Origin of the sequence: Leptothoe sp. PORK10 BA2 (assembly GCF_034932105.1) — a bacterium.
In the GTDB taxonomy this organism is placed as follows: Bacteria; Cyanobacteriota; Cyanobacteriia; order Phormidesmidales; family Phormidesmidaceae; genus Leptothoe.
In genome coordinates, this window is record NZ_JAYGIG010000003.1 from 22,672 (window position 1) to 48,226 (window position 25,555).

The 25,555-nt window shown below is 51.7% G+C and carries 18 protein-coding genes; 14 read left to right on the top strand and 4 right to left on the bottom strand.

Annotation, left to right across the window (positions count from 1 at the left end):
- Positions 1-1,290: a tetratricopeptide repeat protein gene (locus VB741_RS01610; protein ID WP_323363388.1), complete on the top strand. Its 1,290-nt coding sequence runs from the start codon at positions 1-3 to the stop codon at positions 1,288-1,290.
- Between the two features lie 30 nt (positions 1,291-1,320).
- Here the strand turns inward: VB741_RS01610 and VB741_RS01615 are convergent, their stop codons facing one another.
- The 4 genes from VB741_RS01615 to VB741_RS01630 all read right to left on the bottom strand — a co-directional run bounded on the left by VB741_RS01615 (position 1,321) and on the right by VB741_RS01630 (position 4,644).
- Positions 1,321-2,469 carry an ABC transporter permease gene (locus VB741_RS01615; RefSeq protein ID WP_323363389.1) on the bottom strand — a complete coding sequence of 383 codons (1,149 nt, stop codon included), beginning with the start codon at positions 2,467-2,469 and terminating at the stop codon, positions 1,321-1,323.
- 36 nt (positions 2,470-2,505) lie between these two features.
- Positions 2,506-3,375 (bottom strand): acetylglutamate kinase, encoded by an 870-nt coding sequence (gene argB, locus VB741_RS01620; protein ID WP_323363390.1) that lies wholly within the window; start codon positions 3,373-3,375, stop codon positions 2,506-2,508.
- A 48-nt stretch (positions 3,376-3,423) separates the two neighbouring features.
- Positions 3,424-3,993, bottom strand: coding sequence for a shikimate kinase (locus VB741_RS01625; RefSeq protein ID WP_323363391.1), 570 nt, complete (start codon positions 3,991-3,993; stop codon positions 3,424-3,426).
- 126 nt (positions 3,994-4,119) lie between these two features.
- Positions 4,120-4,644, bottom strand: a complete 525-nt coding sequence (locus VB741_RS01630) for a DUF3038 domain-containing protein (protein ID WP_323363392.1) — start codon at positions 4,642-4,644, stop codon at positions 4,120-4,122.
- 478 nt (positions 4,645-5,122) lie between these two features.
- On the opposite strand from VB741_RS01630, the gene VB741_RS01635 reads away from it, so the two are divergent.
- From VB741_RS01635 to VB741_RS01695, 13 genes are all read left to right on the top strand, one after another.
- Positions 5,123-6,217 (top strand): tetratricopeptide repeat protein, encoded by a 1,095-nt coding sequence (locus VB741_RS01635; RefSeq protein WP_323363393.1) that lies wholly within the window; start codon positions 5,123-5,125, stop codon positions 6,215-6,217.
- 353 nt (positions 6,218-6,570) lie between these two features.
- Positions 6,571-8,061 (top strand): hypothetical protein, encoded by a 1,491-nt coding sequence (locus VB741_RS01640; protein ID WP_323363394.1) that lies wholly within the window; start codon positions 6,571-6,573, stop codon positions 8,059-8,061.
- A gap of 226 nt (positions 8,062-8,287) precedes the next feature.
- Positions 8,288-9,604, top strand: a complete 1,317-nt coding sequence (locus VB741_RS01645; RefSeq protein ID WP_323363395.1) for an FxLYD domain-containing protein — start codon at positions 8,288-8,290, stop codon at positions 9,602-9,604.
- A gap of 133 nt (positions 9,605-9,737) precedes the next feature.
- Positions 9,738-11,249, top strand: a complete 1,512-nt coding sequence (locus VB741_RS01650; RefSeq protein WP_323363396.1) for a UbiD family decarboxylase — start codon at positions 9,738-9,740, stop codon at positions 11,247-11,249.
- Between the two features lie 28 nt (positions 11,250-11,277).
- Positions 11,278-12,192, top strand: coding sequence for a bestrophin family protein (locus VB741_RS01655; RefSeq protein WP_323363397.1), 915 nt, complete (start codon positions 11,278-11,280; stop codon positions 12,190-12,192).
- Positions 12,193-12,486: 294 nt separating this feature from the next.
- Positions 12,487-14,535: a c-type heme family protein gene (locus VB741_RS01660; protein WP_323363398.1), complete on the top strand. Its 2,049-nt coding sequence runs from the start codon at positions 12,487-12,489 to the stop codon at positions 14,533-14,535.
- Between the two features lie 238 nt (positions 14,536-14,773).
- Complete coding sequence (locus VB741_RS01665; RefSeq protein WP_323363399.1) at positions 14,774-16,123, top strand: response regulator; 1,350 nt, start codon at positions 14,774-14,776, stop codon at positions 16,121-16,123.
- 923 nt (positions 16,124-17,046) lie between these two features.
- Positions 17,047-17,523 (top strand): ferric reductase-like transmembrane domain-containing protein, encoded by a 477-nt coding sequence (locus VB741_RS01670; protein ID WP_323363400.1) that lies wholly within the window; start codon positions 17,047-17,049, stop codon positions 17,521-17,523.
- 310 nt (positions 17,524-17,833) lie between these two features.
- Complete coding sequence (locus VB741_RS01675; RefSeq protein ID WP_323363401.1) at positions 17,834-19,030, top strand: WD40 repeat domain-containing protein; 1,197 nt, start codon at positions 17,834-17,836, stop codon at positions 19,028-19,030.
- A gap of 252 nt (positions 19,031-19,282) precedes the next feature.
- Positions 19,283-19,903: a chemotaxis protein CheB gene (locus tag VB741_RS01680; protein ID WP_323363402.1), complete on the top strand. Its 621-nt coding sequence runs from the start codon at positions 19,283-19,285 to the stop codon at positions 19,901-19,903.
- Complete coding sequence (locus VB741_RS01685; RefSeq protein WP_323363403.1) at positions 19,900-21,765, top strand: CheR family methyltransferase; 1,866 nt, start codon at positions 19,900-19,902, stop codon at positions 21,763-21,765. The genes VB741_RS01680 and VB741_RS01685 overlap by 4 nt, the downstream gene beginning before the upstream one ends.
- A gap of 234 nt (positions 21,766-21,999) precedes the next feature.
- Complete coding sequence (locus VB741_RS01690; RefSeq protein WP_323363404.1) at positions 22,000-24,042, top strand: PAS domain S-box protein; 2,043 nt, start codon at positions 22,000-22,002, stop codon at positions 24,040-24,042.
- An 85-nt stretch (positions 24,043-24,127) separates the two neighbouring features.
- Positions 24,128-25,495 carry a PAS domain-containing protein gene (locus VB741_RS01695; protein ID WP_323363405.1) on the top strand — a complete coding sequence of 456 codons (1,368 nt, stop codon included), beginning with the start codon at positions 24,128-24,130 and terminating at the stop codon, positions 25,493-25,495.
- The last annotated feature ends 60 nt before the right edge of the window (positions 25,496-25,555 follow it).

Consider the following 25,555-nt stretch of genomic DNA (forward strand, 5'->3'; position numbering starts at 1 on the left):
GTGGGCGATACCAAGATTTACAACATCGACTCGATTGGAACCGCCCAGTTTGTCTATCAATCCCTGGACTATCAGGCGTTGACCAAGCAAATTGAAGAAAAGCAGGAGTTTGTCGAGTATCTGCAGGCTACGGGCAAAACAGATCGGGCGCTACAGGCAGGGGCTGAACTGGAGCAGCTGGAGCAGCAGCTGGAGCAGTTTAAAGAGAACGTGCTGCGGTTATATGAAACCTTTACCAAGATTGAAATCAACAGTGAACGCCTAGCCCAGGCGAAGGCCCACTTTGACCAAGGGGAATTTCGAGAAGCCGATGCCATCTTAAATGCAGAAGACATGGCGCGGGATCTGGAGCAGCTGATTGCACGGGATGGGCAGCTGGATCAGGAAAAGGCTGAGGTGGCTAAAAATAGAGCCCAGCTGGCCAATGAATATGTGATTAAGGCACGGCTGTGGGCTACTTTTTACGATCAACCTAATCGGTTTGAGCAGGCCTGTGGGTATTTTGAAGAGGCATTGCGGGCAGCTCACACACCGGAAATCGGGTTTGAGTATGCCCTATTTTTGCAAGAACACAACTGCTTTAATCAGGCAAAGCTGCTGTATGAAGAAGCGTTGCACATCCGACGCGAGTTAGCCGAGGAGAACCCGCGCACCTATTTGCCAGACGTGGCGCATACGCTGAACAATTTGGCGATTTTGCAAAAGGCGCAAAATGAGTATGGAGCGGCCCAGGGGAACTACGAAGAAGCGTTGCAGGTGTATCGCGAGTTAGCCGAGGAGAACCCGCGCACCTATTTGCTAGACGTGGCGATGACGCTGAACAATTTGGCACTTTTGCAAAAGGCGCAAAATGAGTATGGAGCGGCCCAGGGGAACTACGAAAAAGCGTTGCACATCCGACGCGAGTTAGCCGAGGAGAACCCGCGCACCTATTTGCCAGACGTGGCGAATGTGCTGAACAATTTGGCGAATTTGCAAAAGGCGCAAAATGAGTATGGAGCGGCCCAGGGGAACTACGAAGAAGCGTTGCACATCCGACGCGAGTTAGCCGAGGAGAACCCGCGCACCTATTTGCCATACGTAGCAATGACGCTGATTAATCTAAGTATTTTTTATTTACAGGCCAAACCTGACCCGAAAAAATCAGTGGCCATGGCCATGGAGGTTGTGACAATTGCCTCTGAGTTTCCTCAGATTCCTATGGTGGCTCGTTATGCTGAAGCCGCTCACCAGGTTTTAGCCGCCCATGGCATAGACGAGCCAGGTAACCCTATGCCACCAGCATCATAAAAGCGGGGATCCACCGGGAGTGCCCCTACATTACTCTTCCAAACTGCGGGGGTCCAACGCATCCCGTAGCCCATCCCCCAGCAAGTTAAAACACAGTACCGTAATCACAATCAACGCCGCTGGCGGCCAAATCAACCACGGATGCAACACCAAAATCGACGCATTCGTCGCCGCCGACAGCATATTCCCCCAGGACGCATCCGGCTGCTGAATGCCTAGGCCAATAAAACTCAGGGCCGACTCCGAGAGAATGTACCCCGGAATCGCCAGGGTGGCCGAAATAATCACATAGGTAGCCGTCTGGGGCAAAATGTGCCGCAAAATGATGTGCAACGACCGCCCACCCATGGACTGACTCGCCTGCACAAAGGTGCGCTCTTTCAGCGATAACACCTCACCCCGAATAATCCGCGCCAGCCCAGTCCAACCAATAAACGACAGAATCAGGACAATCAACAAAAACCGCTGGGAGCTGCTCAGCTCCGCTGGCAACACCGCCGCCAACGTCACCAACAGGAAAAAGCCCGGAATGGACATAATCATCTCCACAAAGCGCATGATCACCATGTCGAGGGTGCCGCCAAAGTAACCGGAAATGCCGCCAATTAAAAGGCCCAAAGGAAACGTGATGAGAATCCCCACCAAGCCAATGCTGAGACTAATCCGCCCCCCATGGATCAACCGGCTCAGCTGGTCCCGCGCCGACTCATCCGTACCCAAAATATTCCACTTACCCTCACCCACCGTGCCAAACAAATGCCGGTCAAAGGTAATCCCTTTAAACAGTTGTACTTCCTGCAGCTGCATAGAATCTTCGAAGGAAATACTTTTGACGAAGGGTATTTTCAGTTGAAATAATTGATACTTTGCCCCCTTTACCCACAGACGAATTGGCGACGGCTGCGAAAAATCCGTTGCCGTCATCCGCTCCCCCGTGTCAATATCCACCGGCCCCTGGGAGATCGGATACACATGGGGACCGATAAACTTTTTAGATGTTTGGTCCCGCCAATATACCGTCGTGGGCGGCAACAACGATCCATTGAACTGCTGCTCATAGGGATCATAGGGAGCCGTGAGTTCGGCAAAGGCTACGGTCAGGTAGAAAATAATCAGTACCGTGGCACCAAACCGGGCCAGGGAGTTTTGTTTGAGTTTATTCCACCAGGTAGAAGCCATGGATGCGGGGGGAGGTTAGTAGGGATTGGGGCTATTCTAATCTGTCTGATGCGAAGCGACTAGCATGGAGCCGATGCCGGAGTTGGTAAAGGTTTCCAACAGCAGGCAATGGGGCACACGACCGTCGATGATGTGGGCTCCGCGCACACCTTGGGCCAGGGCACGCACGCAGCAAGTGACCTTGGGAATCATGCCGCCGGAGACGATGCCGGAGTCAATTAGGGCGCGGGCTTCTTGGATGTCCAATTTGTTATAGAGGGTGGAGGGATCGTGGTAGTCCTTGAGAATGCCGGGGGTGTCGGTGAGGAGAATCAGCTTTTCGGCACCGAGGGCGGCGGCCAGCTCCCCGGCGACCGTATCGGCATTGATATTATAGGGCTGGCCATCATTATCGGCGGCCACGCTAGAAATGATGGGGATATAGCCTGCCTCCACCAAGGATTTGACCAGCTTGGGTTCGATCCGGGTGACTTCCCCCACAAAGCCCACCCCCTCGGCAGCATGGGGCCGGGCGGTGATCAGATTGCCGTCCTTGCCGCAGAGACCAACGGCGCTGCCGCCAGCGGCATTGACTAGGCCCACCAAGGATTTGTTCACCCGTCCTACCAGAACCATTTCCACCACGTCCATGGTGGCGGCATCGGTGACGCGCAGGCCGTCTTTGAACTGGGCTTCAATGTTGAGCTTATCGAGCCAGGTGTTGATTTCGGGACCGCCGCCGTGGACTAGGACAGGGCGAATGCCAACACAGGCCATGAAAACAATGTCGCGAATGACGTCATCTTTTAGGGTGGGGTCTTTCATGGCGGCCCCCCCGTATTTAATCACGACGGTGCGGCCTTGGAATTTTTGGATGTAGGGTAGGGCTTCGCTGAGGATTTGGACGCGGTTGGCGGCAGTTTCCATAGGGTGGTGAAGGGACGAAGAGAGTAAGGGGGAAAATGGGAACGGGAATTAGGGTTGTTTAAGGGTGCTGCTGGTGGCGGGGTTTTCGGCGATGACGGTTTGGAGGGTTTCTAGAGTGCGTTGTGCGATCGCACCCACCTTCTCCCCCGACTGAAATACCACTGTGGCATCGGCCTGGGCATAGCGATTTTGGCGCTGCTCCAATAGCGTCGTCAGCTTATCGCGCAGGTTGCCATCCTTTAATAACGGTCGAGAAGTGTCACGGCTAAGGCGGAGCATCAGTTCATCAATGGAAACATTGATCCACACCACCAGACCCAAATGCAGGTAGCCCCAGTTTTCCTGTTTGATCACCATGCCGCCGCCGGTGGCAATCACCGTGCGGGTATAGGGAGCCACCCGAGCCAGCACCTGGGTTTCAAGATCGCGAAAAGCCGCTTCACCCTGCTCGGTAAACACCTGATTAATGCTCTGGCCCGTGGCCTGCACAATCACATCGTCCGTGTCGATAAAGCGGTAGTTAAGCAGGTGGGCCAGATGTTTGCCGATGGTGGTCTTGCCGGAGCCCATCATGCCCACCAGGTAGAGGTTTGTCCCTTTAAGGAAGTCTGCGGTCATGCCAAGGTTGAATTCAGACTGCGTTTTTGACCCACCTATTATCGGACTAAACTTACCCCCAGCCAAATCTGTAGCTTTTTGTAGGGTAAAAGCTGGTGTCAAGACACCTGTAGCACATAAGCACTACTACTCGGCCCGATCTAACAGCGCCTGCCACAGCCGCTGCGGCCCCCCGCCACCGCTATAAAACAGTAGGTCGATCAGCAATTGAAAGGCTAGTTTTTCCAGGGTGTCGGGCTGCTCCACCGAGTCCATCCGCTCAGCGTAGGTATTACTAAACCGATCCAGATAGTCCCCCAAGATGGCCACTCGATGGGGCGGTGTACCATCCGCTGTAGCTTTTTCTAAGGCAATGATCGCCTGGTGGATGGTCTGCCGATGCTGGCCTGCCAGCTGGGCGGTAATTAATACCAAGGCCCGAGCTTCATCCACATCCAGCTTTTTCCGACCTTGGCCCTTGCGCAATGGGCTCGACTGCCGCAACCGCCACAGGTTAACCCGGTCCGACAGCAGAGTGTTTAACTGGAGTACTTTTGCCTGGTCCAAAATCGCCTCGGACCCAATACCCACAAGAGTTTCCAGGGCAAGCAGCACGAGGTCGAGCTGGCCCTTAATGGAGCGTAACTGGTCAAGGGTAAGGTTAGCGGACACCGTTGAGAGGAAACTACACAGCCACGTTGTAGTTTAGCGCCGCATTGTCATCTGTTATTGGTTTCAATAATTGGTTTCAAACCCTGACAACGTTCTAACTACTTTATTTGGGTACCCACTCAAATTTATTTGGGTACCCACTCAAAGCGGGACGTTTTCCCCAGGATAGTATTCAGCAGTCAGGAGTCAGGAATCAGGGCCTCACTGGCTGTTGATACCCCTTCATTTCTTCATCTATTTAGTCAAAACTTTATCCTTATCTAGTATCAAAAAGAATGAATGCATAAACAGAGAGGGCATGTGACAGGTCGCGCCAGTATTTTTGACACCTAAACCAAAGCCCAGGTGAAACCTTTCGGTTCTCCGTAGGCAAAACGACCATTCTGAACGTGGACAAGGTTTATCTTCAACGGTGGCTGGCTAGGAAAAGCCGATTACGCAATCTACCCTCCAACCAATGGCTGAAACGGAGTAGACTATGGCTCGCGCTAGCATTATTGAGGCTTATATTCAGCGACTTCTAGCCTGGAAACAGCCCATCACTCCATCCACCCGGGCGACCATTGCCGCTGAAGTGGGCATTACCCAGGGCGAACTGGATGCAATCCAGCTCAAGGTGGAGGGCCATATTGTCCGTGGCCTGAACCACCAAGAGTTTGACCTGCTTGACCGGGCGATTGATGAACTGGCCCAGGCCCAAGCCCTAGATCCGATCAATCTAGAGGTGCTCCACACCCTCGCCGATATTTATTATCAACGTTACCAACAGGACAGCAGCCAGGCCTATGGACAACAGGCGTTACTCATGGCTGAGCGCTGTATAGAACTGAAGCCCAATGACAAAAGGGCCCAAGCCTTAATTAAAGATCTGGAAAATCATACCAGTGCCCAAATCTCATTTCATCAGACAAAGCCGAACATTTTTATATTGATTGGCTTTCTGGAAAATGCCTTCAGCCCCAAGAAAATATCTCGACGGACAAAAACAAAAATTGCGCTCTTGATTGTTTTTCTACAGCAACCCGTCGTTTATCCTCAAGCAGTGGCGTCGGCAGCGGCGACTGTGGCTGTTTTTTCCGCCAGCGTAGTGGCGGTGATGGTGGGGTTGGCGAACCTAGACCGTATACCTGGATTTGCTGATGCGGCAACGGAGCCTAAGGCCGGGACAGAACTTGCCGAGGGGCCATCTAGCCCTGACAAACCGGTAAGTAACCCAGCCTTTGATCCAGGGCCTAATATTCCAGTTACATTTGACCATCCTGGCCTATTGATTGAACCTCGGCTGTCGCGATTAGGGGAATATGAAGGTGAGGATTATTACAAGCTGCATGGCATTGTGATCAATGACAGCGGTCAAGAAGTGAGAATGCTGAAATTAAAGGTGGAAATGTTAGATGGCGATGGTGTTGCCATTTCCACCATCAATCCGGTGGCTGTGACTGACCCTGGAACAATCATTTGGCCGGGCGATACCCAGTCGTTTAAGCTGTTCCATAAAATTACCCCGGATTTGATCAGCGTTCGGGTAACGGTGACTGACATTGAACAATATGAGCTGTTTAGCTCGAAATAAGTAGGTTTTAGGGGTACTAACTCAAAGCGGGACGTTTGCCCCAGGATAGTATTCCGAAGTCAGGAGTCAGGCATCAGGGCCTCACTGGCTTCTGGCCCTTGATTCCCCACCTAGCCAGGATTTTCCGGCTTAAGTTGATACCCGGTTTTAGCAAACAGGCCGTAGCAAACGGCTTTGATCGTCTTTGTAGGGCCATCCCTGGATGGCCCTACAAAGACTTTATGGAAATTTAGTTGGATTTTATCCCTATCTTTATTCCTATCTATAGGGGGCAGTGCGGAATCGATTGAATAGATAGGCAATAGGTGTTGCTGTGTTAACCATTGGGCAACGCCATGGAGTAGGCGAATTATATGGATCGAGATCGGATCATTGAGGCGTATATCCAACGCATGGTGGCCTGGGAAAAGCCGGTGAATTCAGATGTACTGGCCACGATCTCAAAACAAGTGGGGATTACCCCGGCAGAAATGCATGCGGTTAAGCGCCAGGCTAAAGCGCATTTTAGCCGGGGGCGTAAGTACGTAGAATCTGGCTACCTGGATCAGGCCATTGAGGAGATGGTCCAGGCCACTTCCTTGGACCCCCTGAACCTGGATATTCTCAATGCCCTGGCCAATGTCTATCACCTGCGCTACAACCGGGGCAGTGATCCAGCCGATCGGCAGCAAGCCCTGCTGGTGGCCAGACGCTGCTTAGAACTGAAGCCCAATGATCAAGAAGCCCAGGTGATCATTGACTTTCTGGAGCACACCACAGCGAATACCCAAGAAAAATTATCCAGGTGGACCCGGCAGAAGCTGGCTGTGGCAGCTGGGGGACTGGCGATCCTGGGGTTGGGGGTGATGGTGGTGAGTCGTCTGCCGATGTTTGCGGGCCCATCGGTCATCCTAGGGCCAACCCCTGGTACCGTCGTCCCTGGGTCTGCCATATACGACAACCAGGACGACAACCAGGACCTACCGGCAGAACCAACCACTCCGTCTCCAGCGCAGGCCTCTGCCTTTGATAGGGCGGCGGATGTGGATATTCCCGTGGTGTTTGAGCATTCTGGGTTGGTGCTGGAAGCACGCCGATCGGAGCTGGGGGACTTTGACAATGAGGTTTACTATCAGTTTCAAGGGGTCTTGGTGAACTCCACCGATCAGGAATTTCGCCAACTTACCCTGAAGGTGGAGTTTTTAGATAAGAATGGGGTTGCGATCGCAACCAAGACCAACCGAGCCATTGGCGCCAGTGATGCCATGGTGCGCCCCGGTGATAGCCACGCCTTCAGCCTGATCCAAAAAATCACCCCTGAGTTAGACACCATTCGCCTCACTGTCAGCGACATTGAGCAGGCCACTGCCCGCAACACCTACGTCCCCCCCACACCGATCAACTACAGTTGGGGCTCCTTAGCACCCGAAAACATTAGCTTTGAACTCGCTAGCCGCAGCGAAGAATTTGGCCCAGCGGTGACAGCGGCCCTGGTCACCCAGCCCCTGGCTGCTCCGCCCAACAGCCCTAGTGGGGCTAACCCCGCCGGGGCTGTTGCGTCTCAGGCAGCGGCTCAGGCCAAAAAGCCTAACCCCAGCCAACCCCAGTCAAGTAAAGAGTCAGGTAGCCCTACGTTTAACGCCGAATGGGTGATTATTAATACCAGCGATTACCCCCTGAGTGAACTTAAGCTGAAGGCAGACTTTTACGATGCCAACAGTCGCCCCTTGCAGAGTGAAGAGATTATCGTCATTGATAACAATGATACGCCGCTGCTACCCGGCGAAGTTCGCCCGTTCCGCGTCATTAAGTCCGTTTCCAGCGGCTATGAACGCTATAAGGTGTCGGTCTTAGAGGCCGAGTAGCTTAGAAGTCAATTAGGGCTAAGCCGAGGGCATCCTAACAGCCTGATACATACCTGATACACAATGGATACCCTGTAGTCTACTAAGGCTTCGTAAATTTACGTAGGCAACCCCAGCCTAACAATACATCGTAAATTCACTGAGGAGACCCAAACTAGATAGTCGTTCCTGGATCCGTATTGTTATCGTGGGAAGGAGCCAACTAACAACGTCAACGGAGTTCCCCATGGGGCGCGATCTGATTATTGAAGCCTATATTCAACGGTTACTTGAGTGGAAGGAACCGATGACTGCCGAGAGTCTAAAGGCCCTAGCCGAAGAAGTCGGTCTAGGGACGGACGACATGGCTGCCGTTGAGCAAAAGGCCCAGGATCACTTTGAGCGGGGGCGGAACTATCTAGACTTTGACTGTCTGGATGAAGCCATTGACGAACTGACCCAGGCAACCGCGTTAGCCCCCTTGCATTTTGAAAGCCTACAAACCCTGGCCTACGCCTACGATCAGCGGTATGGCAAGCAAAAAAAGGCCGCCGACAAACAGCAGGCCATTGCCCTCGCCAAGCGCTGTCTGGACATTAGACCCAGCGACGAAGGTGCGGTGATCCTAATTAGCTCCCTGGAACATGAGGCGAACAGTCGTCAAAGACTGATTTGGCTAAGTTTAGCCGCCATATTGGGAGTGGTCGCCTTTAGGCCGGTGATGGATATAGTCACCACCCGCTCGGCCGTAGAGCAGGCTCAAGAGACTGAGCTAGCCGCCGACCCCATCGCCCCCCCAGCGGAATCCGGCCCCACCGAGCCCGCCATCGCCCCCCCAGCGGAACCTGGCACCACCGAGCCCGCCATCGCCCCCGCCGCCGACATTCCCATCACCTTTGCCCAAGACGGTTTAACCCTAGATCCACGGCAATCCAGGCTAGACAATTACAAGGACTCCTCCTACTACACCCTGCAGGCCGTGGTGCAAAACACTAGTAAACAGGAAATAGACGCGCTGCAGCTCCAGGTGGAGTATTTGGACAGCAACGGTGAGATCCTCGAAAGCGAGAGTAAAGAAGCCATCGCCGACAATAACGCCACCGTCCGCCCCGGTGACTACCATGCCTTTGACCTGATCCACAAAACCACCCCAGACCTAGCCGCTGTTCGCCTAAACGTCCTTACCATGGACCAGCTGCCCGCCCCTGATGCCTACCCCCAGGAAACACCTATTCCCTATGAATGGGTGGCCCCAAAAGCTGGGCAACCCACCTTTTCCCTCGGGGCCCGTGCCGAAAACCTCAATAGCTATGACATTACCGATAGCGCCTACTTCGATGCCCAGTGGGCGGTCACCAATATAGGCGACAGTGCCATTCGCCAGCTGAAGTTCCAGGTCAATTTCTACAATCTGAGCGGCAAGCTGATCCTCAGCGAAGACGTGCTCGCTGTCTACGGCAGCGACGCCCCGATGCTCCCTGGTGAAGTGCGTCCCCTCAGGGTGATCACCTCCATTGACAAAGACTATGGGCGGTATGAGGTGATGGTGTCAGAAGTGGAATAGACAATCTGACGTTTAGCCTAACGTTTAGAGTGTTTTTTAGGGGCTGGAGGGCACGCAGCACAACAGCCCCCCAGCCCATTTACGCCCATAATAAGGAAGTGACTACCCATTACCGACCCAACTCATTTCCCCCATGGCCCGAGATCTCCGCGAATTTATCAACTTAGTCGAACAACGTGGCCAACTGCGCCGCATCAAAGCCCTAGTTGACCCTGAGCTAGAAATAGCCGAAATCTCTAACCGCATGCTCCAGTGCGGTGGCCCCGCCCTACTGTTTGAGAATGTTAAGGGGTCTCCCTACCCCATCGCAGTGAATCTCCTCGGTACCCTAGAGCGGACCTGCTGGTCCATGGGGATGGAACGCCCCGAAGAATTGGAAACCCTGGGTAAAAAGCTGGGCATGCTACAACAGCCCAAACCGCCTAAGAAAATCTCCCAGGCTATTGAGTTTGGGAAGGTTCTCTTTGATGTGATCAAGGCCAAACCCCAGCGGGACTTGCTACCTGTCTGTCATCAGGTGGTACTGAAGGGGGACGAGGTGGATCTGACCCAGATTCCCATGATCCAGCCCTACCCCCAGGATGGCGGCAAGGTGGTCACCCTGGGGCTAGTGATTACTAAGGACTGTGAAACCGGCATTCCCAATGTGGGGGTGTATCGTCTGCAGCTGCAAAGCAAAAACACCATGACGGTGCAGTGGCTGTCGGTGCGGGGTGGGGCGAGACATTTGCGTAAGGCGGCGGAAAATGGGAAGAAATTGGAGATTGCGATCGCAATTGGTGTCCATCCCCTAATCATCATGGCCGCCGCCACCCCCATCCCCGTGGACCTGTCCGAATGGCTGTTTGCCGGACTGTACGGCGGCAGCGGTGTGCATTTAGCCAAATGCAAAACCATTGACCTAGAAGTGCCCGCCGCCTCAGAATTTGTTTTAGAAGGCACCATCACCCCCGGAGAAGTAGCCACCGATGGTCCCTTTGGCGACCACATGGGCTACTACGGCCCCCTCAATGAGGCCGCCCCCCTAGTGCGGTTTCAATGTGTCACCCACCGCAAAAATCCCATCTATCTCACCACCTTTAGCGGTCGGCCCCCCAAGGAAGAAGCGATGATCGCCATCGCCCTCAACCGCATCTACACGCCCATCCTGCGGCAGCAGGTGTCTGAAATTGTAGACTTCTTCCTGCCCATGGAGGCCCTCAGCTACAAGGCCGCCGTCATTTCCATCAAAAAGTCCTACCCCGGTCAGGCCCGCCGCGCCGCCATGGCCTTTTGGACCGCCCTGCCCCAGTTTACCTACACCAAGTTTGTCATCGTCGTCGACCACGACATCAACATCCGCGACCCTCGCCAAGTAATCTGGGCCCTCACCTCCAAGGTGGACCCCAGCCGCGATGTCTTTATCCTGGCGGACAATCCCTTTGACTCCTTGGACTTTGCCAATGAGAAATTGGGCCTGGGCGGCCGCATGGGCATTGACGCCACCACCAAGGTACCCCCGGAAACCGATCACGAATGGGGGGACGAACTCAAGTCTGACCCCGATGTGGCCGCCATGGTAGAACGACGCTGGACAGAATATGGTCTAGGAGATCTGGAGATGGGTGAAGCGGACCCCAATTTGTTTGGCTATGATATTCGCTAACATTGTTCCCATGCCCTAAAAAATACCCATGGCACAAGATCGTCGACCTTGGTTTAAAACCCTATTTTGTATACGCGGTTCCGTCATCCGGGCAGTGATGCCTCGGGTGGGTATGTGTACCGGGTTTGCCCTGGGGATCACCCTATTACACCAGGCGGGTTTTGCCGTTTCCTGGCCCGTGCTGAGCAGTGTGGTTCCCAGCCTGGTGTTGGGTTTGCTGCTGGTGTTTCGCACCAATACTTCCTACGAGCGCTTTTGGGAGGGCCGCAAGCTGTGGGGCACCATGATCAACACCGTTCGCAACCTGGCCCGCCAGATCTGGGTTTCGGTAGATACCAGCCGCCAGTCTAAGGAACAGGCATTGAAGCTGCTGTTGGGGTTTGCGATCGCGACCAAACAACACCTACGCTACCAGCCCTGCGCCCCAGAACTCACCCATCTGCTACCCCCTGCCCAAATCGATCAGCTCTCGGGCATGAACAACCCACCGTTAGAAATAGCCTTTTGGCTTAACGACTACCTCCAGATCCAACAGCTCAAGGGACGGATCAACCCCTACCAATTCCAAGCCATGACCCAACAGGTCAATATCCTAGTGGACACCCTCGGCGGCTGTGAACGAATTCTCAAAACACCATTGCCCCTGTCCTACTCCATTCACCTTAAACAGCTGTTGGTGATGTACTGCATGGCCCTACCATTCCAGATAGTGAGCGAGCTAAATGGATGGACAATCCCAGTGGTGGCCCTAGTGGCCTTTGCAGTTTTTGGCGTAGAAGAAATTGGTCTAGAAATAGAAAATCCGTTTGGTTGCGACCTCAACGATCTCCCCCTAAACGAAATCTGCCAGACCATGGAGCGCAATATTCAAGACCTCATTACCCTGACCCCCAGCATTGAAACCAACGAACAACAGGCCTGGCAAATTACGGCCCTGCGGTAGAGACTACCCAGGGAATTTGGGGGCATAAAGGCTATTGGTTAAGAGCGGGCGCAGAAAATTGACCCAGTCTCTGGGAAGGCACTGTGCTCAAAATCACAAGATAGGGCTCCCCACTGTCCTAAACCCTTCACCTAACCAGGACAGAATCAGAATAGTTTAGAGAACGCCTACATATATATAAATTGTTGATTTTACCAGCGCGTCACCCTGCTGGTGTAACGATGTCTCAACACATAATTAATCAATAGAGTATCCACGTATTGATCTAACTTTTCCAAGGGTGAGCCACACGCTATGAGGACCAAACGCCATCTTTCCAGCCTAGGTAGTCAATTTACCAAAATGTTGACGATTATTTTCTTCGTTGGCATTCTAACCAGTGGGCTAATCCTTTCAGCTGCCATGCGTCAGAAAGCCGAAGGAGAAATCGTACAGCGGGCTGAGATCTTAATCCAGACCATGAACGCTGTCAGAGACTACACCAGTGGTAAGGTCAGTCCTCAGTTGGCAAACAAACTAGCTGAATCTTCAGAATTTATTCCAGAAACCGTACCCGCCTATGCGGCACGGGAAGTGTTCGAAAATTTTCGCACCGAAGATACCTACAAACATTTTCTTTATAAGGAAGCCACCCTAAACCCAACAAACCCAAGAGATCAGGCGGATGACTTCGAAACTCAGATTGTTAATCAGTTTCGGGCAAATTCTGAGCTAAAAGAGCTCAAGGGCTACCGTAATATGGACGGTGCCAAGTTGCTGTACATTAGCCGGCCCCTCACCATTTCAAAAGAAAGCTGCCTCGAATGTCATAGCATACCTTCCGCAGCCCCCGCCAGCATGATTAACACCTACGGTAGCAAAAATGGCTTTGGCTGGAAGCTAGGAGAAACCGTTGCTGCCCAAACCATATATTTACCCTCTAGCCAAGTATTTGCCCAGGGCAATCGTTACCTTTTGCTGGTGGTTGCTATCTTTATCAGCGTATTTGCCGTGGTTATTGGCGTCATTAATCGACTGCTCATGACCACCGTGATTAACCCCCTGGGGCAGCTCAGCAAACTGATCCGTGACATTAGCCTGGGTCAACGAGTCAACCTATCGGATGCGGCCAATGAATCAACCTCACTCAGTAACCTAATCACCCGTAAAGATGAACCTGGTCAACTAGCCCGAGCGTTTGAGCACATGGCTAATGAGGTGGTCCTCAGGGAACAGTCTTTGAACCATGCCAAAGAAAATGCTGAGGCCGCCACCCGCGCAAAAAGTGATTTCATGGCCAATATGAGCCATGAGCTACGCACACCTCTGAATGCCATTATTGGCTACAGTGAGATGTTGGCTGAAGATGCCGAAAATCTGTCTGAGGAAGATGCCCAGATCGATCTGTACCGCATTCAAGAGGCGGGAAAACAGCTACTCAACTTAATTAACTCGGTGCTCGACCTATCGAAGATTGAATCAGGTCGCATGGAGTTGTTCCTAGAGGAATTCTCAATTTCCTTTTTAGTGGAACAGGTGGTAGATGTACTCAATCCGCTAATACAGAAAAACGGGAATAAGCTAATTGTTCACCATGACACATATATCGATGCAATCGTGGCGGATCGGCCCAAAGTGTACCAAAGTCTGTTGAACCTGTTGAGCAATGCCAACAAGTTTACCCATAAAGGCACCATTGCCCTGACTGTGTCTTCCAACATCCATGAAGATCGGGACTGGATTGATTTCATCGTCACAGATACAGGGATCGGCATGACCCTCGAGCAACAGAAAACCATATTTGAAGCCTTTGCCCAAGCCGATAACTCAACCACTCGACAGTTTGGGGGGACGGGTCTTGGCCTGACCATTACCAAACAGTTTGCCACCATGATGGGGGGAGACGTCATAGTAGAAAGTCAGTATGAAAAAGGATCTCAGTTTACCCTACGGTTACCCCAAACCGTTGAAGGAGGCAGCGAGTTAGTCCCAGATAAAAAGCCCTGGATTTTGCTACTGCAAGCAAAAGAAAAGAACGAAGAAATCGTTACCCGGATGCTGAAACAGGAAAACTGGATAGTCAAATGTGTGGATAACAGCGCCGATGCCGTTACCCTCTCTAAATCGGAACTGCCTACCTTAGTATTAGTCGACTTAAGCTTAGAGTCCGATGCCATTCAGTGCATCAAGACCCTGCGGCAGACACCACAGTTTGAAGAAATCCCCATTATCGCCATGGCTAACTCAGCTATCGAAACAGAAGTGAGCATCCAAATCGCCGATGATATTCAAAGTATTTACTATCGTAATGATTTGAACTTACAAAACTTCCTAGAAGAATTACAAGTATGTGCCGCAGTTTAAGTCTTTAAAGCCTCCTATAAGGTCTCTATAAGTCTTATCCAGAATAAGTTCAGGGTATCAACTTAAAGCGGGACGTTTTCCCAAGGACAGAATTCAGAATTCAGGGGTCAGAATTCAGTGCCTTACCGGCTTCTGGCTTCTGACCCTTGACTCCCCACCCAGCCAGGATTTCCCGGCTTAAATTGATACCCTAGTTCAGACATCATTGAGCGTTTAAAATCCATCCTTATTATTTAATATGTCTACGGTTTTATTAGTAGGAAACAATGCGCTAAATCGCAAGATGCTGGAACGACGTCTGCGGCATTGTGGATACCATGTTTTAGTGGCAACCGACAGTGATCAAGGGGTGGTATTAGCCATTGAGCACCAGCCGGACCTGATCATCATAGATACAGATTTGCCGGGGATAGATGGGTGGCAGTCCATCAAGATTCTTAAAGCTTCTGTCGCGACAATGGATATTCCTGTGCTGGCGCTGACCCCTAAAACTAAAACAGGCAACTGGAAAACAGCCTTGGAAGCAGGCTGCAATGACTATGATACAAAGCCCATTGTCCTCAAGAGTCTTTTAGCCAAAGTTGAGACATTACTCAGGGGAACCTCACCAGCAGAAGCCGAGGCAACAACTCCACAGTTCTCACGGGTAGATGCTTTAAACTCCGCCTTCTCAACCCTACAGAGTCGTAGTTCGCCCCATACCCTCAGCCAAATTCCCAGCCAAATTCCTACCATTCTCCAATCATCCAGCAGACTGTTAAACAATCGCTATGAGATCATCCAGGTACTGAGTAACGGTTCCTTTGGGCAATGTATGTTGGCCAAAGACTTAACGGTTGATTCCCCTAGTTCAGTCATTATCAATACGTTTAAGCTGCCCGTCAACAACCCTGCCCTGCTGAGTCTTGTGCGTAGCTCCCTAGAGTCAGAAATGAGTTTCTTGGAGGTGATCAGTCGCCATGATGATATCGCCACCTGTCTGGATTATTTTGAGCAAGATGACACTTTTTACTGGGTGCAGGCTTATGTGGCAGGGACATCGTTGACCCAGGAACTAGGCAGTGCCCAATCGATGGGATTTGTCCTGAAGTTAACCCACAGTTTGTTGAGTACGGTACATCCGTTTCACCAGGGCCAAATGGTCCATTGTGAGTGTCATCCCGATAGCTTTGTGCGTCGTCAATCCGACGGTCGGATTGTTCTAGTGCAGTACGGTTTATTGAAGCGGATGTTGGTTAACTTCAGGTCCCATTCATTGCCCTATCGTCAGGCTTTGTTGAGACAAGGACAGTATCAACCGGCTGAACAGCGGGCGGGCAATCCCCAATTTAATAGTGATATCTATTCCATTGGCATGATCGTATTGCAATCCCTAACAGGCCAGACTCCAGAGTGGTTAGTGGAGGTTAGCGGTCAGGGTAATTTGACAGATTTGGTGAAGGCTGATGCCCAAATTGTCAAACTGTTTGAGCGTATGGTGAGTCCTAATCACCATTTGCGGTTTGCATCGGCTAGTGAAGCACTAGCCTCACTGCCCCTTGGCTTGATTCCTAAGGAGTCGGCTTATCAGCAGGCTCTCTCATCCTAGTGCTTTAATCCTAGACGGCCAGCCAGTGGCTAAGCCACAAGCGATGACTGGCTCATAACTAACCCATAAAGCCCCTGGTATCTCGTCATTGGATACCAAGGGCTTTATGCGTTGTATTCTATACATGGTATTTCCAACAGAGCAGTTCATCCTCTAAATCAGCAACGACCATCGCTCTATGGACTGGGGAGGCGGGGCATCAAAGTCCCTCTCCCCACGGGAGAGGGATTTAGGGTGAGGGAAAGGGTGAGGGAAAGGGTGAGGGAAACTCCAGCTTTCGAGTTAGACAAGGTTTAGATATCATCACCTTTTTCTCTAAATGCAATCTCCTTACAGGCTAACCCATAAATGCGACCGAATGTCAAGCACATTCATGGGTTAATTTACACAATCTCTAAGATTTGCGAAAGATATGATAAGCTTTCCATAAAGTATCCGGATTATACAATCCAAGAAACTGGTCTGCTTTACCATATATTCCTAAGTTAGAACATCTGTAGACCCACTGTAAATATGTGTTTGACCCCTGGGTTGAGCCCGTATATCCAACAGTGGATGGCAAATGCTTCTTTTTTATGGGGACACAATGGGTGCGTCTCACACTTTCTATTTGTTTTGGAGTGGAAGTTTAGAAGGATGTTTTAGCTTGGTCGGCTGTTTGGATGGGGTCCATAAATCTGTCTGAGTTGGCAGCGTTGGTTTAGAATTTTGCCAACCATGGCTTGCCAACCATGTCATAGTTGGAACCCTGGGCAACAACCTGGATCTATGGCAATAGCCTTTGAAACTGAATAATTACACCGGACATTTGGGAAGGTTTTGCATCTTCAATTTAATCAATTGACCTGTGAGTGTTCTACCTGAAAATGCGTCTACCATTCGATTCTGCGCCCCTTGGAAACTATTTGGGGCTGCTATCACTAGTGGCTTATGTTGCAACCCTAGTGCCGACAATAATCCGGATTGTATTTCCTGCATTCAAAACCCATGATGCTGTTCGTTGGCTGCTAAAACAGCGACGCGCCATTGGCATATTCGCATTTGTGATGGCTGTGGGCCACGCCTACTTCGTCATTCGTAAGCGCAATTTCGACTTTTTTGATGTCAATACCTACAGAGCCAGCGCCGAAGGCCTGTCAACGTTGATTATTTTTACGCTATTAACGGCCACCTCCAATGATTGGAGCATGAAGCGGCTAAAACAAAATTGGAAACGACTCCATACCTTGACCTATGGGGCGATGTTCCTCTTAGCCTGGCACGTGATTAACAAAATGTCGGGGCAGTGGACTCTGGTCACTCCCATTGCCGCTGTGGGAATTCTGTCCATTACATCTTTGTTCTTGATGCGCAAAGGGGCAGAGTTTCAAAAAGCCCTGGCTAAAGCGAATTCCAACTGAAATTCCAACTGAACAGTATCCCAATTGTTACTGTCTGAGTGTTGTCAACCATACCCTAGAAGGTTTTTTGAGGGGGGATTGTTGACACCCTCTGCCATGGGCAATACCTACGACTGGTGCTTTGCCTAAACTTAGAGTTGGAATCAAGAGCATGAAGAGTGAAGGGGTAAAGATTTACCCTTTACCCCTTCACTCTTCAATCGTTATGGATGACCAACTCCAATTTTTAGCTCTGACACTGTACTAGAGACTTACCTGTCTTCTGGGCTAAGAGTTTTCTGAACATCTGCTGTGGTGCAATCACTAAATCATGATCGTTACGTCCAAAAAAACTAAATCTGCCAACGGGTCATTCTTGCTGGAAAAAACTGCGACCTGTCCGTCGAAGCAATACCAAACTCACAAGTCCAGTAGCCAAAAAACTGGCAAAAAGAAAGGTAAAAAGAAGGGTTCAAAATTTGAAACCATTGCCCTCATAGGCTTAGGGGCTGCCTGCATCACGTTGGGGGTAGACCTGGCTGCTCCCAGCGTGACCAGCCGTATGGGTATAGCCGATGTTACCCCAGGTGTTGCGGATGATTATGCATCCTTTGGCTTTGATAGTCGATTTGGCTCCAGGCAAACAGTTTTAACTGACAGGGTTGCCTATGCCAGTGCCGTGCATCCAAAGAGTCAGGTATTTGCCACGGGTGATTTTGATGGCACGGTTAACCTATGGGATTCAGGGTCTGGCAACCGTCTGCAATCTCACCTGATCCATGCCGATGCGGTGGAGGATGTGGTGTTCAGTCCAGGGGGCAAACTTTTGGCTAGTGGGGGTTGGGACAACCACATTCAAATTTTGAATTTGATCACAGGGCAGATGCTACACGATTTGGTGGGCCACACGGATGATGTGAAATCCTTGGCTATGAGTGAAGATGGCCTGCTGTTGGTCAGCGGTAGTTTTGATAAAACGGCCAAGGTTTGGGATGTGTGGTCTGGGGAATTGTTGCGCACATTTAAGCATCCCCATGGCCTCACATCAGTGGCCATCAGCCCCGATGGCAAGACCCTGGTCAGTGGCGACCGTCGCGGCATGCTCCATGTGTGGGATGTGCATAGCGGGGCAAAGCAGATTACCCTCCATGGGCACAAGCGTACGGTATGGGATCTGGCGTTTAGTCCCGATGGTCAAAGGCTAGTGAGCGGCAGCCAGGATAAGATGGCTATTTTGTGGGATTTGCAGAAATTTGAGCCCACCTGCATGTTTGTGGGCCATGATCGTGCAGTATATTCAGTGGCGTTTAGTCCCGATGGTCGGACGGTAGCGAGCGGTAGCTATGACCGTACGGTGAATCTATGGGATACTACAAACCATCAGCTGGTGCAGACCCTGAAGGGCCACAGGAAGGCCGTGTGGAGTGTGGAGTTTGGGGATGAGGGGAAGATGTTGATGAGTAGCAGCGCGGATGGTGCAGTACGGTTTTGGTCGGCATCTTGGCTGTTGGAACAGGCGCGGTTATAGGCCCGGTCGAGTTTTTTGTTAAGTTTCCTGGAACATCTGGGTCACCCCTTTACGGGGGTGGCTCTTTTTTTGCGTTGTTGAGCTGCACTGTTGGTCTGCAAGATGACTTCACTTAAAAGATGCTGACAAGGTGAGTTACAGGTAAGCTTGCACTATAGGGAGCCCCCAATAGCAACTGGAGTCGTTGGGAGACAGGCTCGCATGTTCAAGTCATTTTTTTCAAAGGCGTTACCACTGGAACACTGAGAAACCATGGATGACCCTGTTTTTATTGACCCGGCTGAAGGTAAGCAAGCTGCGTTTGAGATTGTTGCGATCGCAACCTCCGCCGGAGGTCTCAACGCCCTTAGCATCGTCCTGGGCGGTTTACCCATAGACTTTCCAGTCCCCATCGTCGTGGTCCAGCATTTGGACCCCCGGCACCGCTCCCTGATGGCCGACATCCTCAGCCGCCGCACTCCCCTAACCGTCAAACAAGCCGAAGCAAACGATCGCCTGCAGCCGGGCAGTATCTACATCGCCCCGCCCAATCGGCACTTATTAGTCAACGCAGACGGCACCCTCTCCCTCACCCAGACCGAGCTAGTGCACTTTGTGCGCCCCTCGGCAGACCTGCTGTTTGACTCCGTCGCCGCTAGCTACAAACACCAAGCCATCGCCGTCGTTTTAACCGGCACCGGCACCGATGGCGACATGGGGGTCACAGCCATCAAAGCCATGGGGGGCACTGTGATTGCTGAAGACCCCAACACCGCAGCCTTCTCAGGGATGCCCCAAACAGCCATCAGAACGGGCTCAGTGGACTTCGTGCTACCGTTATCTGAAATTGCCCTAGCCTTGATCACCCTGGTGACAACCGGAGACCCTGCATGACCCCTCCCCAGGACGAAGCCCAAACCTTTGAAGCCCTCCTCGAGTTTCTCAGACACAGCCGTGGGTTTGACTTTACTGGGTACAAGCGATCGTCGCTGCAGCGGCGGGTCACCAAGCAAATGCAAACCCGCAACCTCGATACCTTTGGGGAATACCTCGACTACCTGGAAGTACATCCCGAGGAATTCACCGCCCTGTTTAATACGATCTTGATCAACGTCACCTCGTTTTTTCGGGATCAGCCTGCCTGGGACTACCTATGGCACGAATTACTGCCCGACCTGCTGCTGGCAAAACCACCGGACGAACCCATCCGCATTTGGAGTGCAGGCTGTGCCTCTGGCGAAGAAGCCTATACCGTAGCCATGGTCCTAACCGAAATTCTGGGGCCAGTACAATTTCGTCAACGGGTTAAAATCTACGCCACTGATGTCGACGACGAAGCCCTGGCGGAAGCCCGTCATGCCAGCTACCCTGCCTCTGCCCTCGAGGCTATCCCTCCAGCACTGCGAAACAAATACTTTGAGCCCTTAACAGAAGGCACCTATGCCTTTCGCACCGATCTACGGCGGAGCGTCATTTTTGGCCGCCATGACCTGGTGCAAGATGCCCCCATTTCTCGCCTTGATTTACTGATTTGCCGCAATGCCCTGATGTATTTCAATGCAGAAACCCAGGGTCGCATTTTGGCTCGGCTGCACTTTGCCCTCAACCCAGCCGGGGCAATTTTTTTAGGTAAAGCTGAGATGCTACTCACCCATGGCAATTTATTTACCCCGATCAATCTGCAGCACCGAATTTTCAAAAAAGTCTCTAGCGTCAGCCGGCGCGACCACCTCTTGGTCCTTAGCCAGAGCGGGGACCAAGAAGCCAGCGGTCGCCTAGTAGAGCAAGGACAGTTGAGGGATGCGGCCTTCAACGTTGGTGCTGTCGCCCAGATCGTAGTAGACAGAACCGGCAATCTAATCATAGCCAATCACCTGGCCCGCAGTACCTTTGGCATTAACCGACAAGACCTGGGGCGGCCGCTTCAGGATCTGGAAATTTCCTATCGCCCCCTAGAGCTGCGCTCTTTGATTGAACAAGTTTACGCTGGGCAGCAGCCGAGCCTACTTCAAGATGTAGCCCGCACCCTACCCGATGACACCATCCAATTTTTAGATGTGCAGCTAACGCCGCTGCGGGAAAACGATAGCGAGCTTCTCGGCGTTAGCATTTCCTTTACCGATGTCACCCTTTACCATGACCTCCAAACCGAGGTACAGCGCTCTAGTCAGGATTTAGAAACCGCCAACGAGGAACTCCAGTCCAGTAACGAAGAGCTGGAAACCACCAATGAAGAACTCCAGTCCACCAACGAAGAGCTGGAAACCACTAATGAAGAACTCCAGTCCACCAACGAAGAACTGGAAACCATGAACGAAGAACTCCAGTCCACCAACGAAGAACTGCAGACCATCAACGACGAACTCCGGCTACGCACCAACGAAGCCAACCAGGCCAATGCCTACCTCAACTCAATTTTGGCCAGCATCAATGCCGGTGTGGCAGTGCTCGATCGGCAGTTTAATATTCTCACCTGGAACCAGCAAACTGAAGACTTTTGGGGTCTGCGCACCGAAGAGGTAGAAGGACAGTCCTTCTGGAATTTAGACATTGGGCTCCCCGTCGATCAGCTCCGTGAAGCGATCCGCGCCTGCCTCAACGGCGCGGATCGCACGGAGGTAGTGCTAGAAACGATCAACCGTCGCGGCCAAGCCTTTACCTGCCGAGTCACCTGTACTCCCCTGATCGGCGTTGATAATCAACGCCAGGGAGTCATTCTCCTAATGGAGAGAGATAGCCCTAGCAGTGAGTTGTAGCTGCCTTACACCCAATCCAAGTGGGCGGAACCCTTGTATGTTTAGAGCAGTAGCGGTAGGCCGTCATCCCTATGGATGCCTTGTATCATTTAGGAATTACCCCACAAATTTCCCTGCCATCCATGATCCAGACTAAACTGGCCCATCGAAATAGAACCGCGTAATAGCTCCTTTTAATGACTCTCCTTAAAGCATTAGGTCCAATCCTGCCCCCTCAGGATTGTTTTAAACACCATGACATCGTATTTAGATATTTTTGGCCAGAAATTTGAACAGGCACAACAACGGCTAGTTGGGCTAGCTCAGCAAACTGCAGAGGAACATGTCCCCAAGGACATTCTCACCCAGACCCTAGATGAACTGTCCAATGCCCTGGAAGAAGTGCATGTGCTGTCAGAAGAGCTATCTGAGCACCATGACCAGCTGCAGGTCTCCCAGATCACCCTCGCCACAGAGCGCCAGCAGTATTTTGATCTTTTTGACTTGGCCCCCGATGGCTACATCGTCACCGACCATCAGGGAATAATTGCACAAGTTAACCGGGCGGCTGCCACCCTGACCAATCGACGTCCGCAGTTCCTGGTGGGTAAGCCCCTGGGGGCGTTGATTGTCCCAGCAGACAGCCAAAGGTTTTATACGTTGCTCAACCGACTGCAGCAGGGCGAAGCCTTTCAGAATTTCGACCTACGTCTGCGGTCTCACCAAAAGTCATCCCTATATGGGTCTTTTACCATCACACCCATCTGGGATCATCGATTGCAGCTGTTAGGGTTTCGCTGGTTGTTTCGCGACCTAACCCAGCAGCGCCAGGTGGCCATGATTCTGGAAGAAAGTGAGGCGCGATACCGAGCCATTGTGGAAGACCAGACCGAGCTGATCTGCCGCTCCCTGGCCGATGGCCGATTAACCTTTGCCAACCAGGCATTTTGTCAGTATTTCGACCGCTCCTCAGAATTTGTGATCGGCACAAGTTTTTTTGACCCAATTGTGGCCGCCGATCTAGCTATGGTGATGCGGCAGTTGGCGACCCTAGATCAAAATCAGCCGGTGAGCACCCTTGAGCATCGCGTCACCTTAGACGATGGGCAGATCCGCTGGCAGTCATGGGTGCATCGTGCTCTATTTGACGATCAGGGTAACTTTTTTCAATTTCAGTCAGCAGGCAGAGATATCACGGCTCAAAAGCAGGCTGAGGAAGCCCTGCGACAGCGCGAAGCACAGCTGCGGATGGTGACCGATTCTTTGCCCATACTCCTGGCCTATGTCAATGCTAAGCAGCAGGTGGTCTATGCGAATCGCCCCCACAATTATTGGTTGGGGATGTCCAACACAGATATTGTGGAGCGCTATCTGTGGGAAGTGCTAGGCACCGATACTTACCGACAGATTCGCATGCCCATTGAAGACGTGCTATCGGGGAAGGGGGTCACCTTTGAGCAGGAAGGGACACTGCCCGACCAGTCTCTGTTTTGGATGAGTGCCACGTTTGTCCCCGATCGGTTAGTCGATGGTGAGGTCAAGGGCTTCTTTGTACTGGTGCACGACATTAGCGATCGCAAAGCGATAGAACTGAAAAAAGACCAGCTAATCTCCGTCGTTAGCCACGAGCTGCGCACGCCGTTAACCACTATCCATGGGGCCCTGAAGCTCCTCACCCATAACTCCCTCGATCCGAGCTCTACGGAAGGTCAACACCTGCTGGCCATGGCCATGAATAATACTGAGCGGATGGCGAAGTTAGTCAATGACTTGCTCGACTTGCAGCAAATCACCCTGGGCAAGCTATCGATCAATCCAAGCTCCTGTTGCGTGGCTGATATCATCCAAAGTGCTATCGAAACGCTACAGGCTACGGCCCAGGAGCATGGCATTTGCCTGGAGACGATCCCCTGTAGCTGCTCAGTTTGGGCAGATTGCGATCGCATCATACAAGTCCTCACCAACCTCATTAGCAATGCCATCAAATTCTCCCCCACCGGCAGCACAGTTTTGATCATCGCAGGCAAGGCCGTAGATCCCAATCTTCCCCCCACCTCACCCCACATCAGGTTTCAAGTGTGCGACCAGGGACAAGGAATACCCGCAGATAACCTAGAACGTGTCTTTGAAGCATTTCATCAAGTAGACGCATCCGATTCTCGCCATCGGGGCGGCGCGGGGCTAGGGCTAGCCATCTGCCGTGGCATCATCCAACAACATGGAGGCAGCATCCGGGTAGAAAGTAGACTAGAGCAAGGCACCACCGTATCATTTACCTTGCCCTACAAAGACTTCTGACCAACCCTAGCCAACTTCTGACCGTGGGATTGACCACTGTTTATCCAGACAACCCCAGACAACCCCAGACAAAACCATCAAAGGCATGACATCATCTCTGGACATTTTTGGCCACCAGTTCGACCAGGCACAACAACAATTAACCGAATTATTGCAGCACGCCCAACAAAACAACGAACCAAAACATCTCCTGACCGAGGCCCTAAATGCACTGGCCAATGCCCTAGAAGAAATACAGGTTTTCTCAGAAGAACTATCTGCCCAGTATAACCAGGTACACATTGCCCAGAGTACCCTCGCCACGGAACGTCAACAATACTTTGACCTATTTGACTTAGCCCCCGATGGCTACATCGTCACAGATGCCCAAGGGATCATCAAACACATCAACCAGGCCGCCACAACCCTGCTCCACCGGCCGCCACAATCACCCATTGGGAAGCCCCTAGCGGTCATGGTTGCCCAAGCCGATATTCATGAATTTTATACCTTACTCAGCCAATTGCACCAAGGCAAAGCCTTTCAGAGCTTTAGCCTGCGCCTGCAGCCCTACCAAAAACAGTCCCTCTACGCCTCTTTCACAGTAGCACCCGTGCGAGACCACCAGTCTCAGCTGGTAGAGATTCGCTGGCTGTTTCGAGACCTCACCGAGCAGCGGCGAGCCACCATAGCCATTGAAGAAAGCGAAGCGAAATATCGAGCCATCGTTGAAGACCAAACCGAGCTCATCTGCCGATTGATGGCGGATGGTCGATTAACCTTTGCCAATCAGGCATTTTGCCAATATTTCGACTGTTCTTCAGAGTCCGTCATGGGCTCAAATTTTTTTGAACTGATTGGAGAGACCTCCCAAGAAAGACTCATGAAGCATCTAGCCATTCTAGATCACCTCGATCAAGATCATCCCGTCATTACCCTTGACCACCAAGTAGTGATGCCCGATGGCCAAATCCGATGGCAACAATGGGTTCATCGCGCCTTATTTGACCGCAACGGAGATTTTTTTCAATTTCAGTCAGCAGGCAGAGATATCACAGCCCAAAAACAGGCCGAAACAGCATTCCAACAACGCGAAGCACAGCTGCTGCTGGTGACCAATGTTCTACCCGTATTCCTGACTTACATTAATGCCAAACAACAGGTGCTCTATGCCAATCGAACCCATAAGGATTGGCTAGGCAAACCCCGAGGGAGCATCATAGGGCATTACCTATGGGACGTGTTAGGCCCAAATGCCTACCAACAGATCAGAATTTCGATTGAAACAGCCCTATCCGGCGAACGCATCACCTTTGAGCAGGACGTCACCTGGTCCGATCAGCCCCCCTTTCGCATCAGCGTTACCTTTGTCCCCGACCAGCTAGATAAAGAGACAGTCAACGGATTCTTTGCCTTGGTCAAAAGACTGGACTCCGCCGAACAAGAGACCAGCTCCACCAATGAAAGTGTTTAAAGTGTGTCCTGATCGTTCGCTCAGTCAGTTGAAAGGGTTTCTCCCCAATGACAGGGACTT

What these genes read in the sequence shown, in the direction of transcription:
- VB741_RS01635 (WP_323363393.1), top strand. Translation starts at nt 5,123, where the DNA reads ATGGCTCGCGCTAGCATTATTGAGGCTTATATTCAGCGACTTCTAGCC.
- VB741_RS01615 (WP_323363389.1), bottom strand. Translation starts at nt 2,469, where the DNA reads ATGGCTTCTACCTGGTGGAATAAACTCAAACAAAACTCCCTGGCCCGG.
- VB741_RS01625 (WP_323363391.1), bottom strand. Translation starts at nt 3,993, where the DNA reads ATGACCGCAGACTTCCTTAAAGGGACAAACCTCTACCTGGTGGGCATG.
- argB (WP_323363390.1), bottom strand. Translation starts at nt 3,375, where the DNA reads ATGGAAACTGCCGCCAACCGCGTCCAAATCCTCAGCGAAGCCCTACCC.
- VB741_RS01685 (WP_323363403.1), top strand. Translation starts at nt 19,900, where the DNA reads ATGACCCCTCCCCAGGACGAAGCCCAAACCTTTGAAGCCCTCCTCGAG.
- VB741_RS01640 (WP_323363394.1), top strand. Translation starts at nt 6,571, where the DNA reads ATGGATCGAGATCGGATCATTGAGGCGTATATCCAACGCATGGTGGCC.
- VB741_RS01690 (WP_323363404.1), top strand. Translation starts at nt 22,000, where the DNA reads ATGACATCGTATTTAGATATTTTTGGCCAGAAATTTGAACAGGCACAA.
- VB741_RS01645 (WP_323363395.1), top strand. Translation starts at nt 8,288, where the DNA reads ATGGGGCGCGATCTGATTATTGAAGCCTATATTCAACGGTTACTTGAG.
- VB741_RS01660 (WP_323363398.1), top strand. Translation starts at nt 12,487, where the DNA reads ATGAGGACCAAACGCCATCTTTCCAGCCTAGGTAGTCAATTTACCAAA.
- VB741_RS01655 (WP_323363397.1), top strand. Translation starts at nt 11,278, where the DNA reads ATGGCACAAGATCGTCGACCTTGGTTTAAAACCCTATTTTGTATACGC.
- VB741_RS01675 (WP_323363401.1), top strand. Translation starts at nt 17,834, where the DNA reads ATGATCGTTACGTCCAAAAAAACTAAATCTGCCAACGGGTCATTCTTG.
- VB741_RS01695 (WP_323363405.1), top strand. Translation starts at nt 24,128, where the DNA reads ATGACATCATCTCTGGACATTTTTGGCCACCAGTTCGACCAGGCACAA.
- VB741_RS01680 (WP_323363402.1), top strand. Translation starts at nt 19,283, where the DNA reads ATGGATGACCCTGTTTTTATTGACCCGGCTGAAGGTAAGCAAGCTGCG.
- VB741_RS01665 (WP_323363399.1), top strand. Translation starts at nt 14,774, where the DNA reads ATGTCTACGGTTTTATTAGTAGGAAACAATGCGCTAAATCGCAAGATG.
- VB741_RS01650 (WP_323363396.1), top strand. Translation starts at nt 9,738, where the DNA reads ATGGCCCGAGATCTCCGCGAATTTATCAACTTAGTCGAACAACGTGGC.